At 53.3% G+C, this 16,249-nt stretch carries 20 protein-coding genes; 8 read left to right on the forward strand and 12 right to left on the reverse strand.

Going from position 1 to position 16,249, the window contains the following annotated elements; all coding sequences use genetic code 11:
- Nucleotides 1-66 precede the first annotated feature (66 nt).
- Nucleotides 67-879: a mechanosensitive ion channel family protein gene (locus GOV45_RS04535; RefSeq protein WP_174823196.1), complete on the forward strand. Its 813-nt coding sequence runs from the start codon at nucleotides 67-69 to the stop codon at nucleotides 877-879.
- Between the two features lie 133 nt (nucleotides 880-1,012).
- Here GOV45_RS04535 and ald read toward each other — a convergent pair whose 3' ends face one another.
- Nucleotides 1,013-2,131 (reverse strand): alanine dehydrogenase, encoded by a 1,119-nt coding sequence (gene ald / locus GOV45_RS04540; protein ID WP_170474759.1) that lies wholly within the window; start codon nucleotides 2,129-2,131, stop codon nucleotides 1,013-1,015.
- A 136-nt stretch (nucleotides 2,132-2,267) separates the two neighbouring features.
- On the opposite strand from ald, the gene GOV45_RS04545 reads away from it, so the two are divergent.
- Both GOV45_RS04545 and ppk2 read left to right on the forward strand, forming a co-directional pair.
- On the forward strand, nucleotides 2,268-2,726 hold the full coding sequence (locus GOV45_RS04545) for an Lrp/AsnC family transcriptional regulator (RefSeq protein WP_170474762.1): 459 nt from the start codon (nucleotides 2,268-2,270) through the stop codon (nucleotides 2,724-2,726).
- Nucleotides 2,727-2,997: 271 nt separating this feature from the next.
- On the forward strand, nucleotides 2,998-3,915 hold the full coding sequence (gene ppk2 / locus GOV45_RS04550) for a polyphosphate kinase 2 (protein ID WP_170474765.1): 918 nt from the start codon (nucleotides 2,998-3,000) through the stop codon (nucleotides 3,913-3,915).
- Between the two features lie 50 nt (nucleotides 3,916-3,965).
- On the opposite strand, the gene GOV45_RS04555 is transcribed toward ppk2, so the two are convergent.
- The gene (locus tag GOV45_RS04555; protein ID WP_170474768.1) at nucleotides 3,966-5,096 is read right to left on the reverse strand and encodes a CAP domain-containing protein; all 1,131 of its coding nucleotides are present in this window, start codon (nucleotides 5,094-5,096) and stop codon (nucleotides 3,966-3,968) included.
- A 292-nt stretch (nucleotides 5,097-5,388) separates the two neighbouring features.
- On the reverse strand, nucleotides 5,389-5,595 hold the full coding sequence (rpsU, locus tag GOV45_RS04560) for a 30S ribosomal protein S21 (RefSeq protein ID WP_005614280.1): 207 nt from the start codon (nucleotides 5,593-5,595) through the stop codon (nucleotides 5,389-5,391).
- 108 nt (nucleotides 5,596-5,703) lie between these two features.
- On the opposite strand from rpsU, the gene GOV45_RS04565 reads away from it, so the two are divergent.
- Entirely contained in the window at nucleotides 5,704-6,396 is a 693-nt protein-coding gene (locus GOV45_RS04565) for a COQ9 family protein (protein ID WP_170474771.1), read from the forward strand.
- Nucleotides 6,397-6,460: 64 nt separating this feature from the next.
- Entirely contained in the window at nucleotides 6,461-7,447 is a 987-nt protein-coding gene (locus GOV45_RS04570) for an NAD(P)H-quinone oxidoreductase (RefSeq protein WP_170474774.1), read from the forward strand.
- Nucleotides 7,448-7,463: 16 nt separating this feature from the next.
- Here GOV45_RS04570 and GOV45_RS04575 read toward each other — a convergent pair whose 3' ends face one another.
- Nucleotides 7,464-8,321, reverse strand: coding sequence for a DUF2189 domain-containing protein (locus tag GOV45_RS04575; RefSeq protein WP_170474777.1), 858 nt, complete (start codon nucleotides 8,319-8,321; stop codon nucleotides 7,464-7,466).
- Between the two features lie 193 nt (nucleotides 8,322-8,514).
- Between GOV45_RS04575 and GOV45_RS04580 the strand changes: the two genes are divergently transcribed.
- Nucleotides 8,515-9,498 carry a quinone oxidoreductase family protein gene (locus tag GOV45_RS04580; protein WP_170474780.1) on the forward strand — a complete coding sequence of 328 codons (984 nt, stop codon included), beginning with the start codon at nucleotides 8,515-8,517 and terminating at the stop codon, nucleotides 9,496-9,498.
- A 141-nt stretch (nucleotides 9,499-9,639) separates the two neighbouring features.
- Here GOV45_RS04580 and GOV45_RS04585 read toward each other — a convergent pair whose 3' ends face one another.
- From GOV45_RS04585 to GOV45_RS23235, 8 genes are all read right to left on the reverse strand, one after another.
- Entirely contained in the window at nucleotides 9,640-10,113 is a 474-nt protein-coding gene (locus GOV45_RS04585) for a YHS domain-containing (seleno)protein (protein ID WP_170474782.1), read from the reverse strand.
- 216 nt (nucleotides 10,114-10,329) lie between these two features.
- Nucleotides 10,330-10,935, reverse strand: coding sequence for a glycerol-3-phosphate 1-O-acyltransferase PlsY (gene plsY, locus GOV45_RS04590; protein ID WP_170474784.1), 606 nt, complete (start codon nucleotides 10,933-10,935; stop codon nucleotides 10,330-10,332).
- The gene (gene pyrC, locus GOV45_RS04595) at nucleotides 10,935-12,215 is read right to left on the reverse strand and encodes a dihydroorotase (protein ID WP_170474787.1); all 1,281 of its coding nucleotides are present in this window, start codon (nucleotides 12,213-12,215) and stop codon (nucleotides 10,935-10,937) included. Before pyrC ends, plsY begins: the two co-directional genes overlap by 1 nt.
- Nucleotides 12,212-12,598, reverse strand: a complete 387-nt coding sequence (locus GOV45_RS04600) for a hypothetical protein (RefSeq protein ID WP_170474790.1) — start codon at nucleotides 12,596-12,598, stop codon at nucleotides 12,212-12,214. The genes pyrC and GOV45_RS04600 overlap by 4 nt, the downstream gene beginning before the upstream one ends.
- Nucleotides 12,583-13,101 carry a hypothetical protein gene (locus GOV45_RS04605; protein ID WP_170474793.1) on the reverse strand — a complete coding sequence of 173 codons (519 nt, stop codon included), beginning with the start codon at nucleotides 13,099-13,101 and terminating at the stop codon, nucleotides 12,583-12,585. Before GOV45_RS04605 ends, GOV45_RS04600 begins: the two co-directional genes overlap by 16 nt.
- Entirely contained in the window at nucleotides 13,098-14,033 is a 936-nt protein-coding gene (locus GOV45_RS04610; protein ID WP_170474795.1) for an aspartate carbamoyltransferase catalytic subunit, read from the reverse strand. The genes GOV45_RS04605 and GOV45_RS04610 overlap by 4 nt, the downstream gene beginning before the upstream one ends.
- A gap of 157 nt (nucleotides 14,034-14,190) precedes the next feature.
- Nucleotides 14,191-14,436, reverse strand: a complete 246-nt coding sequence (locus GOV45_RS23230; RefSeq protein WP_254447898.1) for a hypothetical protein — start codon at nucleotides 14,434-14,436, stop codon at nucleotides 14,191-14,193.
- A 39-nt stretch (nucleotides 14,437-14,475) separates the two neighbouring features.
- Complete coding sequence (locus GOV45_RS23235) at nucleotides 14,476-14,670, reverse strand: hypothetical protein (protein WP_170605918.1); 195 nt, start codon at nucleotides 14,668-14,670, stop codon at nucleotides 14,476-14,478.
- Nucleotides 14,671-14,794: 124 nt separating this feature from the next.
- Between GOV45_RS23235 and GOV45_RS04620 the strand changes: the two genes are divergently transcribed.
- Nucleotides 14,795-15,562 carry a uracil-DNA glycosylase gene (locus GOV45_RS04620; RefSeq protein ID WP_170474801.1) on the forward strand — a complete coding sequence of 256 codons (768 nt, stop codon included), beginning with the start codon at nucleotides 14,795-14,797 and terminating at the stop codon, nucleotides 15,560-15,562.
- Nucleotides 15,559-16,158, forward strand: a complete 600-nt coding sequence (locus GOV45_RS04625; RefSeq protein ID WP_170474804.1) for a metallophosphoesterase family protein — start codon at nucleotides 15,559-15,561, stop codon at nucleotides 16,156-16,158. The genes GOV45_RS04620 and GOV45_RS04625 overlap by 4 nt, the downstream gene beginning before the upstream one ends.
- The last annotated feature ends 91 nt before the right edge of the window (nucleotides 16,159-16,249 follow it).

The raw sequence follows: 16,249 nt of genomic DNA on the forward strand, positions 1-16,249 counted from the left end.
AGAACTTTGGAACAAACTCACTTATGATCCCCGCGCTAGATGCCCGGGTATGCTGTCGAAAAGGAGATGCGCGTGGAAGAAGTTGCAACACAGGTGGGCGCGTTCGGTCCATTGATTATGAACGCGATCAAAGCCCTGATTGTATTGGTGCTCGGCTGGATTTTGGCCGGAGCGATAAGCGGTGTGGTCCGCCGTCGGATAAACGCGACACCACATATCGACCCGACACTTGGAAATTTCGTTGCCAGCCTGGTCAAATGGGTGCTTTTGGCGATTGTGTTCGTTGCAGTATTAGGGATCTTTGGCATTCAGGCTACCAGCATTGTCGCTATTCTGGGTGCTGCATCGTTGGCGATCGGTCTTGCCCTTCAAGGGACACTCAGCGATCTTGCCGCGGGCGTGATGTTGGTTGTTTTCCGGCCATACAAACTGGGGCAATACGTTGATATTGGTGGAACTGCTGGGACGGTCAAAGACCTGAACCTTTTCACGACAGAGCTTGTTACCCCGGACAATGTTCAAATCATCGTGCCGAATGGTCAGGCATGGGGGTCGGTTATTACAAACTATTCAGCTCACGATACTCGACGCGTCGATCTGGTGTTTGGCATCGATTATGGTGACAGCGCAGATGATGCAATGCAGATTATTTTGGACGTAGCAAAAGCCGATGAGCGCATTCTGGGCGATCCGGAGCCTTGGGTAAGGGTGACGAATCTGGGTGACAGTTCGGTCGACCTGACGGCGCGTCTTTGGTGCGCGGCAGATGATTATTGGGACGTCAAATTCGAACTGACAAAAACCATCAAAGAAGCCTTTGACGCAAAGGGAGTTTCGATCCCATACCCGCATTCGGTGGAGATCCAAAGGCAGGGCTGAAAGCCAAGGACCCTGTGTCCAGAAGTGTGAAATGGCAGTACTTCAAAACGAAAAGTGCCGCGCGATTCGCGCGGCACCTTTTTTTGATTAGACAGAAGACTTTTCCAAACCGTGTCATAAACGGCGAATTTAGCTAGGATTTAATGACAACCGACGGAGAGACGACGTCGATCCCAAGAGCCTTGCCAACAGCGTAATAGGTCAGTTGGCCCGCGTGGATGTTCAAACCTGCCAACAGGTGCGGATCGTCTTGACATGCCTTTTTCCAACCCTTGTCTGCCAGGGCCAAAAGAAATGGCATAGTGGCGTTTCCAAGAGCAATGGTTGACGTTCTCGCGACCGCGCCGGGCATATTGGCGACGCAATAATGCATAATCCCGTCCACTTCATAGATCGGGTCCGCATGCGTGGTTGCCTTTGAGGTTTCAAAGCAACCGCCTTGGTCTATTGCTACATCAACCAAAACCGCGCCGGGTTTCATTGTCGACAGCTGTGCGCGGGTCACTAACTTGGGAGCAGCCGCCCCCGGGATAAGCACCGCGCCAATTACCATGTCGGCATCCTGAATCAGTTCGGCAGTTGCGCCCGCGGTTGAATACTGGTTCTTGAACGTTCCGCCGAATACGTCGTCCAGATAACGCAGGCGCGGCAGGGATCGATCCAGCACGGTGACGTCTGCGCCCATGCCTGCAGCGATTTTAGCGGCGTGAGTGCCTACAACTCCGCCCCCAATGACGACGATCTTGGCCGGACCCACACCAGGCACGCCGCCCATCAGCACACCGCGACCGCCATTGGCCTTTTGCAGTGTCCACGATCCGACCTGTGGCGCAAGGCGGCCTGCAACTTCGGACATTGGCGCCAGCAGCGGCAACCCTCCGTTAGCGTCAGTGACGGTTTCATAAGCAATCGCGGTACAGCCCGATTCCAACAAATCGTGGGTCTGATCGGGGTCAGGCGCCAAATGCAAGTACGTAAACAGCAATTGACCTTCGCGTAGCATTTTGCGTTCGACCGCCTGTGGTTCCTTGACCTTCACGATCATGTCGGCCGTTGCGAACACCTCTTCCGCGGTGTCGACTATTCGAGCGCCGGCCGCGACATATGCTTCGTTTTCAAAGCCGGAACCCGTTCCAGCATTGGTTTCGATGATGACCTCATGCCCGTGTGCCACGGCTTCGCCAGCTGCGTTTGGGGTCATTCCTACACGGAACTCCTGAGGCTTGATTTCTTTGGGGCAACCGATCTTCATTGAGGTTCTCCATACATAAACTGCCTAAATTATGTGCAAAATTGAGCGCAATTTTTGTGAAACTCTGCTTGTGAAAATCAAACAACGCGGGAATTTATTCGACAATAAGGCCAAGTCATGCAATAGACGTGCGCAAATGAGTTTGGATGCAACCGATCGTAAGATTCTAACTGCGCTGCAGCGCAAAGGGCGGATGTCCAATTCCGAGTTGTCGGATCAGGCAAACCTTTCGCCTTCGGCCTGCCACCGCAGAGTGCAACGTCTGGAGGCCGAAGGCTATATAAAGGACTACGTCGCCCTGCTGGACGCCCGCAAAATGAATGTCCCGACAACGGTTTTCGTTGAAATCACGTTGCAGGGACAAGCCGAAGAAGTCCTGAACGCCTTTGAAAAGGCCGTAGCCCGGATCCCGGACGTATTGGAATGCCATTTGATGGCTGGCACAGCGGATTACATTCTGAAGGTTGTTGCGGAAAATACAGAAGATTTCGCACGTATTCACCGCCAATACCTGTCTCGCCTACCCGGCGTGGCCCAAATGCAGAGTTCTTTTGCGTTGCGAACTGTATTCAAAACGACCGCACTTCCGGTGTGACCTTTAAAGCGCCAAAAGTCTTCGGATTCATCTCCCAAATTGATAGGTGCACACAAATTCAGCTGTTTGGATTAGCGACGTCCCGGAGGTTCTGGTTGCGTCAATTCTCGCGCTTGTATCCTATTGCCGAACGGGCCACATTTAAACTCTGGCGCTTTAGGTTGCATTGCCAAAGGGCTGCGACTTTTTGGCGAAATCGCAACCTTGACGACATATGTAGTTTACACAGCGCCGATACGGTCCGGACCCGAAGAATTATAAGGAGCAGACCTTGGCACACGACATTAATGACGCTGCGCAGGACTGGTTGGAAGCTGAACTGGAAGACACGCTCGACGAAGATTTCGAGATCGAATTCAATGAGCCGATGCTTTCAATGGAGATCCGAAAAATCTATCGCGAACAGCATCCAGATATGCTGGACCGAAAGCTGTATTTCCGCAATCTTCTGCGTCTGCAGGCTGAATTGATCAGAGTTCAGGATTGGGTTCAGCATACAGGTGCCAAGGTGTGCATCCTGTTTGAGGGTCGCGACAGTGCCGGCAAGGGCGGTGTGATCAAGCGGATTACTCAACGTCTGAATCCGCGAGTCGCCCGAGTGGTCGCCTTGCCCGCACCAAGCCGCCGCGAACAAAGCCAATGGTATTTTCAGCGCTATGTCCCGCACTTACCCGCAGCTGGCGAAATCGTTCTGTTCGATCGTTCATGGTATAACCGAGCGGGTGTCGAGCGGGTTATGGGATTTGCAAGCGAAAGTCAGGTCGAACAGTTTTTTCAAGACGTTCCTGAATTTGAACGTATGCTGGTTCGTTCAGGAATTATTTTGTTAAAATACTGGTTTTCAATCACGGATGAGGAACAGCAGTTGCGGTTTTTGATGCGGATTCATGATCCTATGAAGCAATGGAAGCTGTCGCCTATGGATTTGGAGTCTAGAATTCGTTGGGAGGCGTATACGAAGGCCAAGGAAGATATGTTCTTCCGCACCAACATTCCCGAAGCGCCTTGGTATATCGTGGAAGGAAACGACAAGAAACGTGAGCGCCTGAATTGTATCGAGCACCTTTTGACCAAAATACCTTATGATGATGTTCCGCAGGAAAAGGTAACGCTTCCTGATCGTCGTTATAACCCCGAATACGAGCGCCGTATTTTGCCAGACGAGTTGCATGTGCCCAAGATTTATTGAATCAGGCAGATATTGGATACGGGACACGGAGCCCCGTATCCAAATTTCGATCACCCGAAATCAAAGGCCCAGTTTACTTCATATGCTGCAGTGCAGTCGAAATCCTGACTTGATTCATCGATTGCGCCTTCTTCTTCGGCGAATGTCTCTTCTTCGTCAGAGCCAAGGCTGAATGCAAAGTCGAAATCATTTGGCTTGGACTCAGGTTGAGCCCACTTTGATTTATTCCAATCGAACTGATCGAAGCGAGCCTTCAAGGTGTTCACCATTTCTTCGACCTCAACCAAAAAGGCCTGCACGTCAAATTCTTTGATGTCAGTTACATCAGATTCCACGACTGCTTTTTCGTATGGCTCGTCTTTGCTTTCGACCGGTTCAACGATGTCTTCCGAGACTGTTTCATCCCTGCTTTCTAACGGTTCCGCAACATTTTCCTCGACAGGTTTTTCGCCGCTTTCAACCGGCTCGGCGATTTCCTCTTCGATTTTTTCGTATTCGCTTCCGTCAGGCTCTGCGACGATTTCTTCAACGGTTTCGTCGTTGTCTTCAACCGGTGTCACAACGGTTTCTTGAGTGGGCGGGTCAATTTCTTCCACTGGTTCCGCAGTAACTTCTTCGGCGGTTTGATAATCGTCTTCGATCGGTTCGACGGTTTCTTCCTCGACAGGTTGCAGAGATTCTTCTGCAGGTTGGGTCGGGATAGGTTCTACAAAAGCCAGGCCTTGATCCAGCAGAACCGGAGCGCTGGTCGTGGCGAAGTTCTGAGTAACCATGACCGCGTCATAGCCCCGCATATCACCGGTCTCGATGCCGATGCCAATATACCTGAAATCAGGGTTGAGTATGTTGGCACGGTGACCCGGGCTGCTCATCAAATTCTCATGCAGTTGTGCAACATCATCGCTGATACCAGGCGCGCCGCGTTCGGATTGCCACGCGATATTCTCGCCTGACCGCCAACTGCCTTCAAAATCGAATCCAGCTGCCCGCATCCGCTGGGTTGCGGATGATCCGTCTTCACCTGTGTGGCTAAATCTGTCCGTATCCAGCATCCAGGCGCTGTGATCCTCTGATGAATCATTCAGTTGGGTTTCCATTAGCAGTGGATCCAATCCGCGGGATTCGCGCTCTTGGTTAATCAGCGCCAGCATTTCCCACTCGATTGTACTTGCTGTCGACATTTATGCCTCCGTTTGTTCACGTCCTTTCGGACGCGACCAGTTACAGAGGGATTTTGGTTGGTAGAAAAGCGTCCGGCGCAATCAGATCAGGTATTGGCAAGGTGGTGCTGGCTTGGATGATTCGGTTGGCTGCAATATGCCGGTCCAAACGGTCCAGCGCGCGGTCGGCAAATTACCGCAAGCAACCCACGGCCTATCGGCGAATAACGTCTGATCCAAAAACGACAAACCCCCGGGCGCCGCCTCGGGGGTCGTCAAATAGTGTCATCCAAAGCTGGACGAGACGCAGATCTCAGAGCAGACCTTCGCGCTGGGCTTTCTTACGTGCCAGTTTGCGGGCACGGCGGATCGCTTCAGCTTTCTCGCGCGCTTTCTTTTCCGACGGCTTCTCGAAATGTTGCTTAAGCTTCATTTCACGGAACACGCCTTCGCGCTGCAGCTTTTTCTTCAGGGCACGAAGCGCCTGATCGACATTGTTGTCGCGAACACTAACCTGCATGTGGTTGTCACCACCTTTCTAGATAGAGTTGCAAGGATTTGCAGGAGGTGGCCGTATAGCAAAGCGCACCTATCTTGTCTAGTACTAGGCCAGAATCGGAGAAACGCAATGACAGTGACTTACGAAGACACGAAGCAAAAGCTGTTGGATGCTATTCTGGACCATGTGCCATTTGACGGCTGGTCCGAGGTGAGCTTTCGCGCCGCAGTCGCCGATTGCGGTCTGGATGAAGGCATGGCTCGTATCATTTGTCCTCGCGGCGCAGTGGAGTTGGCATTGGCGTTCCACGCGCGCGGTGATGCAGAAATGTTGGAGCGGATAAAGTCCGAAGATTTAAGTGGGCTGAAGTTCCGCGAAAAAATTGCAGCAGCAGTTAGGTTTCGTTTGCAAGCCGTACACGATAAAGAGGCGGTTCGCCGGGGGGTCACTCTGTTTGCTCTGCCGATGTATGCAGCGGACGGAGCGAAGGCGATTTGGGGCACATGCGATCAGATTTGGGATGCGCTTGGTGACATCTCAGACGATGTGAACTGGTATACCAAACGCGCGACTTTGTCCGGTGTTTATTCCTCGACCCTGTTGTATTGGTTGGGGGATGACAGTCCAGATAATCAAAAAACGTGGGAATTTCTTGATCGCCGCATAGAGGGTGTAATGCAGTTTGAAAAGCTCAAGGCGCAAGTTAACGGGAACCCGCTCTTGAAACCCTTACTGTCTGTCCCCAACTGGCTGGCTGGACAAATTAAGGCACCGGTTCGGATGCGGGCTGACCTTCCCGGTTTGCTTAACCCCCGAAAGTAATCTGAACTTGCGACTGGGCCTTTAGCCTGATGCCTGTTAGGCAATCGGCAAAGGAGATTGGCAGATGACACAGATGATGCGCGCCGTTGAAATAACGACACCTGGTGGCCCGGATGTTTTGCAACTGACCGAACGTCCGGTTCCGAAACCTGGACACGGTCAGGTTGTCATCAAGGTCGCCTACGCCGGCGTTAATCGCCCTGATGCCCTGCAACGGGCAGGGGCCTATGATCCGCCGCCGGGTGCAAGCGACTTGCCGGGCCTTGAGGCATCCGGCGAAATTGTTGCTGTTGGTGAAGGTATTGAAGGTTTGGCGGTTGGCGATCAAGTCTGCGCGTTGTTACCCGGTGGCGGATACGCAGAGTACGTTGCGACACCGGCTGCGCATTGTCTGCCTGTGCCGTCTGGAATGGGCCTAAAAGAAGCTGCTTGCCTGCCTGAGACCTTCTTTACTGTATGGTCTAATGTGTTCACTCGAGGAGGGTTGAAGGCCGGTGAAAGGTTTCTGGTTCATGGCGGCTCCAGCGGGATTGGAACAACGGCAATCCAACTGGCACACGCGTTCGGCGCCCGGGTTTTTGCCACAGCAGGATCAGACGAAAAATGTGCCGCCTGTGTCAGCCTCGGAGCCGAAAAAGCGATAAATTACAAAGATGAAGACTTTGTTGCCGTCATGCGCACTGAAGGCGGCGCGAATTTGATCCTCGACATGGTTGGCGGGGATTACATTCCCCGAAACCTCAAAGCCTTGGCCGAAGATGGCCGTCTGGTCCAGATCGCTTTCCTTCAAGGACCAACAGTTGAGGTCAACTTTGCGCTTATGATGGTCAAGCGTCTGACTTTAACCGGGAGTACGTTACGACCGCAAAGTAATCTGGCCAAGGCGCTTATTGCGCAAGATTTGCTTGAGGCTGTTTGGCCGTTGCTCGAGGCCGGGAAAGTCGCTCCAGTTATGGATAGCGAGTTTGATCTGACGGACGCCGCGTCGGCGCACACGCGAATGGAAAGTTCGGGCCACATCGGAAAGATCGTTCTTAAGGTTGCAGACTAAAGTCCCGAACCAATGGTCACGCTATGGCACGCCGGTACAGATGCCAGGTGGCATGGCCTAGTACCGGCATAACGATGATCAGGCCAAGCAGCAGCGGAATAGCACCAAGCAGCAGCAAGGCCGCGACTATGAAACCCCACGTAAGTATTACGCCCGGATTTTCTCGCAGGACCCGAACTGAGGTCACCACTGCGATCGGTAGCCCGACTTTCTTGTCCAGCAGCAAGGGGAAGCTGACAACACTAATAGCAAGTGCCACAAGCGCGAAAACAAACCCGATCGCAGTTCCCAGTATAATCATAACCCAGCCAGTGCTTGTGGTGAAAACCTCAGTCACAAAGGCACTGAAAGAAACGGGCGAATCGGGCCCAAGTGTTTGTGAATAGAGACTTTGTGCCACCATTAGCCAGATCAAAAAAAGAACTATCAGGTAAAACCCCAATGCCAGAATTGCGCCAAACGAGGGCGAGCGAAATACTCCAAAGGCGTCTAGCCAATGAACTTCGCCTCCCGACTCTCTTTTCCGGCTAATTTCATACAGCCCAACGGCGGCCACTGGCCCTATCAGTGCAAATCCAGCGATCAGCGGTGCCAGAAGCGGGATCATGTTCATGTTTAGTCCGAAACCGAACATCAACAAACCTGCAATTGGGTAAATTAGCACGACAAAGATTGCGTCGGCGCGGGTTTCGAGGAAGTCCCGATAACCAGCGCGAAGACAGTCGCGCACATCCTGAATAGTAAGCCTTTTAACCATAGGAAGTTGTTGAGTGTCCGAACTGCCTACCCTGGAAAGGCTTTCCGCAATATGTGAACTGGTCGCACCAAGATTTCTAGCGGCCCAACTGATTGGATTTCCGATTGTTTTGCCCATGATCATCCCCTCCACAGCGCTTTGGCGCGTAAGGATGCATCCGGTTTTTTGGGTGTCCGGACCGAATGATCCTTCAACGCCTAATTGAATTATACCACATTATGGCGTTTATGTCTTTCCGAGCCTGCGGATTGAATGGATTGCCCTATCGTTCGGGCGTGATAGCTTTGCTCTATAACAGAGGGAGGTCACCATGCAGCTGACGGCAAAGACCGTAGTTATTCACGAAACCGGCGGTCCCGAAGTTCTGCGGATCGAAGAACGCCATGTTGGCGATCCGGGTCCGGGAGAGGTTCGCATCCGGCATCAGGCCTGCGGACTGAACTTCATAGACGTATACCAGCGCAGCGGTCTTTATCCGTTGGCATTGCCTCATGCTTTGGGGATGGAGGCCGCCGGTGTTATCGAAGCCGTGGGTGAGGGTGTCACTCATTTGAGTCAGGGACAAAGGGCGGCTTATGCCAGTGCCCCTCCGGGTGCATATGCACAGGCTCGAGTGATGCCAGCAGCGCAAGTCTGTCCATTGCCTGAAAGCATCTCTTTCCGAACCGCAGCTGCGATGATGCTAAAAGGGATGACCGTGGAATATTTGTTCCATCGGACCACTCCGTTGAAGCGCGGGGATACGGTTCTGTTTCATGCTGCGGCGGGCGGAGTGGGCCTGATCGCCTGCCAATGGGCCAAGTCTGAAGGGATCACGCTGGTAGGCACCGCTGGTACGGATGAGAAATGCAGCCTCGCGCAATTCAATGGTGCGGCCCATTGCATAAACTACCGTACCGAGGACTTTGTTGCGCGTGTTGCGGAAATCACCGACGGAAAAGGCGTCGATGTTGTGATGGATTCCGTGGGTGCGGACACGTTTGAGCGATCTTTGGATTGCCTCAAGCCGCTGGGTATGATGATTTCCTTCGGCAATGCTTCTGGGCCAGTGCCGCCCTTGGACATAGGGGTTTTGGCGCAAAAAGGATCGCTTCGGCTGACACGACCGACTTTATTTACGCATATCTCGGACCCCAGTGTCTGTCAGGCCATGGCGAGGAGGTTGTTTGGCAAGGTTGAGGGCAAGGAAGTCAAGATACACGTTGATCAGCAATTCCCATTAGAGGATGTCGCCAACGCGCATCGCGCACTTGAAGCGCGGCAAACCACCGGCAGTACAATTTTAGAACCATAGATTTACTTATATTCGATTTAGTATGACCGATACGCGTCTACCTTCAGCGACAGAAACTATCGGCACCATTTGTAGTTGAAGCACAAACAAATTTGGCGGCAGGATTCCTGCCGCCAATAGTTTCGCACTCTCAGCGCTTTATTACTGCTGTAACTCCGCCGGGGTTTTGTCAGCAATCGTTTCCCAGTTGTTGCTGGCCTGTTCGATAAATCCGGGAATGTCACCCTCCCAACGTTTCTGGATGCCTTCGGACAGGTTCAGATACAGCTTGTTGTCCACGATCTTCCAATAGTTAGGGTCGCCGTCAAACTTGAAACCCATCGCGGCTCCGAACGCGCAATAGCCTCCGTAGGCCGGTAGGTACGCCTCCGGATTTGCCTCAAACGCAGTCTTGTTGTCTTCGTTGGCAAAGCGATAGGTTGCGTCGTTGTGCAATGTGGTTATCTGCCAATCACCCTTGGTGGGTTGACCTTCGGTGAAGTATGCGACGGGGTCATAGCCCTGAAGTGCCAGCCCAGTCGTACTTGTGTTAAGTTCTACGCCGGCCGCCAATGCCGAGCTTGCGATGGCGACTGAAAGTGCAACGCCGCTAATGATGGATTTGATCCTGTTCATGTTTTCATCCTTCGAGCACGGATCGTTTTCAAGCATCCAAATTTTGCTTTGACGACCCAGATTAAGTTGTCCGTGCCTCCTGTAATTGAAGGTCACGCCATCCGAGTTGGGAAACGCCGAGTTCACGTTCAAAGCAATCAATCGTGATTGTGCAGGTACTAAGGGCAGCTGTTCAAAAATGCAGAGAAAGCCCAGATTTTTACAGACCCAGCGCAGTCAGGACTTTCCGATTTTAGGCTCGGTTCCAGCGCGAATACGAGCCAGATTGGCACTGTGCCGCCAATATACTAACAGGGTCAGAATAACGCCCAGTATGAAGGTGGAGCCGTCTGTCAGTATCACTACCCACGTGGTCGACAAAGCCGCCGCAACAAGTGCGCCCAAAGACGAAATTCTCCATATTGCTGCTGCGACAAGCCAAGTCAGGCAGCAACAAACCCCGACGCGCCAGTCTAGTGCCAGCCATAGCCCTAGAAAGGTTGCCACGCCTTTTCCGCCCTTGAACCCAAGCCAGGCCGGAAAACAATGACCCAGAAAAACCGCAAGTGCGGCAGCTTGCGCCGCATCCTCTCCAGCCAAGGAACGAGCCAAAAGAACCGCCGCCGCACCCTTCGCCGCGTCCATAAGAAGCGTTAACGCGGCTGCGGCCTTGTTTCCGGTTCGTAATACGTTGGTTGCACCGATGTTTCCTGAACCGATATTGCGCAAGTTCCCTAGACCCATCGCACGGGCAATGATCATACCAAACGGTATAGAACCCATAAGATACCCCAGCGCAGCCCAAAGAATGAGCTGAGTTGTTGTACTATCAAAGATCGGCATCAGGTTCTCCGGTAGACTTCTTCGCCAGCGACGTAAGTTGCGGTGACCTTACCCTGCAATCTTTGCCCGTCAAATGGAGTATTCTGAGATTTTGATTTGAGAGTGAAGCGGTCCAGAACAAAAGGAACGTCGGGATCAAATAACACCAGATCGGCCGGAGCACCTATTGCCAATCGACCACTATTAAGCCCCAGTCGTTTGGCAGGATTCAGGGCCATGGCCCTGAACAAAGATGGCAGGTCCAATTGCTCCGCGTGATACAGCCTCAACGCTGCGGGCAATAGAGTTTCAAGCGCGACCGCGCCCGACGCGGCCTCTTCAAATGGAAGACGTTTGCTTTCTTCGTCCTGAGGCGTGTGCATTGAACTGATAGTGTCTATTAAACCAGTCCGAACGGCTTCTATAACTGCTAAACGGTCATCCTCCGAACGCAGTGGTGGCTTTACCTTAAAGAACGTACGGTAGTCGGCCACGTCAATCTCATTCAACGTTAGATGATGAATTGACGTTCCTGCCGTTATGTCCAACCCGTTTCGCTTTGCTCGTTCCAGAGCGGGCAGGGCGCGCGCTGTGGTGATCTGATCGGCATGATACGCGGCCCCGGTCATTTCCAACAAAGTGATGTCTCGGTCCAGCCCCATTCGCTCGGCCATTGGGGACACGGCCGGCAGACCGCGCAGCGCGGCAAACTTTCCGCTGGTCGCTGCTGCACCGCCGCTCAGACCGGGTTCTTGTGGGTGAGCAATCACTAATGCTCCGCAGGTTTTCGCGTAGGTCAGCGCACGCGAGAAGACCTTGGTGTTGACGACGACATGATCGCAATCCGTGAACGCGACGGCGCCAGCATCTTGCAGAAATCCGATTTCGGTCATCTCGCGCCCTTCCCGACCCTTGGTTAAGGCGGCCATGGGAAGCACGTTGACAGGAGTATCTGCCTGCGCACGGCGAGTGACAAATTCCAGACTTTCGGGTGTATCGATAGCTGGAGAAGTGTCAGGGCGCGTGACTATGGTAGTCACACCGCCTGCAGCTGCTGCGAGCCCAGCGGACTTATAGCTTTCCTTGTGTCGCTCGCCCGGTTCGCACACTTTGACGCCAATATCGACGATACCAGGCCCGAGGCACTGACCGCCACAGTCAATTGTTTGTTCGTCGGAAACAGGTGGAGTACCCTCTCCCCTCGCGGCGATGTGACCTTCAGCGATTTGCAGCCATCCGATAAAGTCCTCACTGCTTTCCGGATCAATCAAGCGGGCATTTGTGAAGGTTATGGTGCTCATGCCATTGCCCTTTCGATCGCGGCTTTCGTTGCTGCGGGGTCAGATTGGTACTTGATCAGGTGTTTTTCACCACCATTGGTAACGATCTGAACAAAGCTGCCCATCTTGTTGACCGCTGCAATCTGGATTAGCGGGACTTTGCGGGGGCCAGGACCTGTAAGTGCAGTATCCGTCATCTGCCAACTGGTGGCCAATTCCTCCGAGGCCAGATACCAGGCGCGAACAGTGACTGCGGCAAGGCCCGCGGGAGCGCCTGTCCAGACGTAGGGATTACCAATCACCCACAACACAATCATTGCGCCAGCCATGGCCCCGGCCGCAAGCCACGCGTTGGTACGAATATAGGCCGCCTTGCTCGGTGCGAAAGTTACAGGATCATCCAAAGTAAGCCTCCTATGACAGTTACAAATGCCACAGCTAAAATGGCTGACCCAATTCTGCGCGGATTAGTGTCTTGTTCCAAAATCTGATGCCCAGAGAATGGCAAGGCGCTCTCAGTTTCGATTTTCCCGCCGGACCAGTTTGTGACCGCCTCAGTAAACAGGCCAACCAAACGAACCCTGGGATCGAGCGTCAGCGTTGCCTCACGACCGCGAAAGGCGGCGCTCCGCACGACCAAAACCCAACCTTCAATGGCACCCAGCTTTTCTCGGTTCAGTTGGTCGTCTGAAATACCGCAACCGTCGAGCAAATAGCCATATAGGCCCAAATCCTCGAGATCTGAGACCGGGAATATGTCGATCTGTTCTGCGTCAAGCCCTGTGACGCCAAGAACCTGGTCGACCGCGCCTGGTTCGCGTAGAAACTTCGCTTCTTCGGGACGCATGTCCAAGTGAAACAGGCGCAGTACGCCGCGTTCGTAAGGTGCTATGTTCAGATCGTTCATGCGGCCTCGGTAAGGTTGCGGGCCAGAAGTTCCATCGCGGCCATACGAACTGCGACGCCCATTTCGACTTGTTCCTGGATAACAGACCTATTGATGTCGTCTGCCAGTGTTCCGTCAATCTCGACACCTCGGTTCATCGGCCCTGGGTGCATAACTATGGCTTTGGGTTTGGCCAGTGCCAGCTTGGCAGCATCAAGACCATAGCGGTGATAGTATTCCCGTTCCGAAGGGATAAACCCACCATCCATCCTCTCTCGTTGCAGGCGCAACATCATCACAACATCAACTTCCCGTAGGCCTTCGCTCATGTCGTCGTAGATTTCCGCACCGAATTCGGCGAATTGTGCGGGCACTAAAGTAGGAGGGCCAATCAGCCTGATGCGGTTCTCCATTTTGCCAAGTAAAATCAGGTTTGACCGTGCCACGCGGCTGTGGGCGACATCACCGCAGATAGCGATGTTCAACCTGTGCAACCGACCTTTGGCGCGGCGAATGGTCAATGCGTCAAGCAACGCCTGAGTAGGGTGTTCGTGCCGACCATCACCTGCGTTCAGAACTGCGCAATTTACCTTTTGCGCCAGCAAGTCGACCGCGCCGGAATGGGGATGCCTTACAACCAGCAAATCTGGGTGCATTGCGTTTAAGGTCATCGCCGTGTCGATCAGCGTTTCGCCTTTTTTGATCGAACTTGCCTGCATCGCCATATTCATGACGTCTGCGCCCAACCGCTTACCAGCCAGTTCAAAACTGGCTTGGGTTCGGGTTGAGTTTTCAAAGAACATGTTGATCTGGGTAAGACCTGAAAGTACATCAGAGTGCTTGGCTGAGCGACGGTTCAGGTCCACGTATTTTTCGGCCAGATCTAGAATAGCGGTAATATCGGATTGCGACAGATGTTCGATGCCAAGTAGGTGACGATGGGCGAAACTCATGGGCTGGCTCCTGTCTGACAATCGGGCCGCTTATATGAAGCTGCAAGGCACCTGGCAACCTAAGGTTCAGCGTCTTCGGGCAGTTTAGTGCATCCACCTTCGGGCAAACATTGCTCGCCGGGCTTGCACCATTTGCCATATCCACAATCGATTGCTTTCATTGGAACACATCCTTGGTGTTGCGAACACTTGAAACCCGGCCTGCATTGCGATCCGGTTTCCTCGCACAGGAACCAGCCCGGGCGCGAACATCCCCCACCGGGCAAGCAAGCTGAGCCCGGCGCACATGTAAGCCCATCATCGCATCTGGTCGGCGGAGTGGGGTCGAATTCGGGCGATGTGCGTTCACATTCGCCACGAGCGTTGCAGAAGCTTCCGCCCGGACAATCAAGTCGCGAGACACATTTATTAGCTCCTATTGGCGCACAGCGGGTTCCGCCTGCTACGCAGCGTTCAAATGGGCCACAGGATCGTCCGCCGCCACAATAATTCCCGCCGGGTTGTATACAGTGGCCGTCAAAGCTGCATCTTTGCCCGGCTGAGCAGCAGCGAGCGCCGCATTTGATTTGGCCGCCTCTGCATTGGCCAGGTCTGTCGTGAAATGTGGCCGAGGCCGGGCCGCTTGCCAACGAGGCAAGGATCAGTCCGATCAGAAGGAATCGCAAGGTCAACAACATGGATGCGTGCATCGTCTGTGCGTACCGTTCGTATATCAAGTTCTATTCGCTTTCCCTCAGCCCAAAGGAGGGTAAATTAGTTCCATGGAATCGGGCTTGGACATTCACACCGCGCGGGCTCTGCTGGAATGGCAGATCGAACTCGGCGTAACCGAGGCGATTGGTGACGCGCCAGTGGATCGTTATGCGCTTCCGGATACTGGACCAAAGTATAAAAAACCTACCGCGAAACCTGCCACACCTGTGAAGTCTGAGTCGTTAGACGCAGCTTTAGTTGCTCAGCAGGCTGCAACCGCCGCTGGGACGCTTTCAGATTTACGGGCTGCGATGGAGGCGTTCGATCTGTGCGAACTGAAACGCGGTGCGCGTCAACTTGTTTTTGCAGACGGAACCCCGTGCTCACCGGTTATGATTATCGGTGAAGCTCCGGGGCGTGACGAAGATCGCGAGGGTAAGCCTTTTGTGGGCCGCGCCGGGCAGTTATTGGACCGGATGCTGGCTGCCATAGATCTGGATCGGACGAAGAACGTGTATATTACTAACGTTCTGCCTTGGCGGCCGCCGCAAAATCGTGATCCCAAACCTGAAGAGATAGGCATGATGGGACCATTTCTGGAAAGGCACGTTGCGTTAGCCAAACCGAAGGTCTTGGTTGTGATGGGCAATATCAGCTGTCAGGCCGTTCTGGGCAAAAGAGGGATTACCCGGTTACGGGGACAATGGAATCAGGCATTTGACCTGCCGGTCCTGCCTATGTTCCATCCGGCCTATTTGCTGCGTCAACCACAAATGAAGAAACAGGCATGGGCAGACCTGCTGGAGCTGAAGTCATGGCTGAGAACTGAGACATGAGGGTTTTAGCGTTTTCCGATCTGCATCTTGCCCGCAATCGTGCTGCCGACCTAGTTGCAGCAAGTGCGGAAGCCGATCTGGTAATCGGAGCTGGCGACTATTGTAATGCACGAAGTGGTTTGGATGAGGCGATGAAGATGCTGTCGGGCATATCCGTTCCGCTTGTCCTTGTGCCAGGCAATGCTGAAAGCGCCGAAGAACTGACTGATGCCGTGCCAGAAGGTGTCCATGTGCTACATGGCTCTGGAATGACGATTGATGGGCTTCGCGTGTTCGGTTTGGGCTATGGCGTACCGGTTACGCCATTTGGTGATTGGTCTTGCGACATGACTGAAGCCGAAGCGTTAGAGTTGTTAAATCGTTGCGAAACAGCAGACGTATTGATTGTGCATTCTCCACCCAAAGGTTGTGGCGATGTTACATCGCAGGGTATTTCAGTCGGGTCCACCGCGATACGAGATGCAATTGAACGGGTTCAGCCAGACTTTGTTTTCTGTGGCCACATACACGACAGCTGGGGTTTTCGTGGTGCGATCGGACGAACACAAGTGGCCAATTTAGGGCCTCGCCCGAATTGGTTTGAGGTTAGCTTATGACCGGACCTGACACTTTGCCTGCGTTTTTGTCAAAGTTTGTTTACCCTACCAAGTGCTCACTTCTGCCGCATTTCCTTCTATTTGACTTGAA

Source organism: Ruegeria arenilitoris, assembly GCF_013035425.1.
GTDB classification, from domain to species: Bacteria; Pseudomonadota; Alphaproteobacteria; order Rhodobacterales; family Rhodobacteraceae; genus Ruegeria; species Ruegeria arenilitoris_A.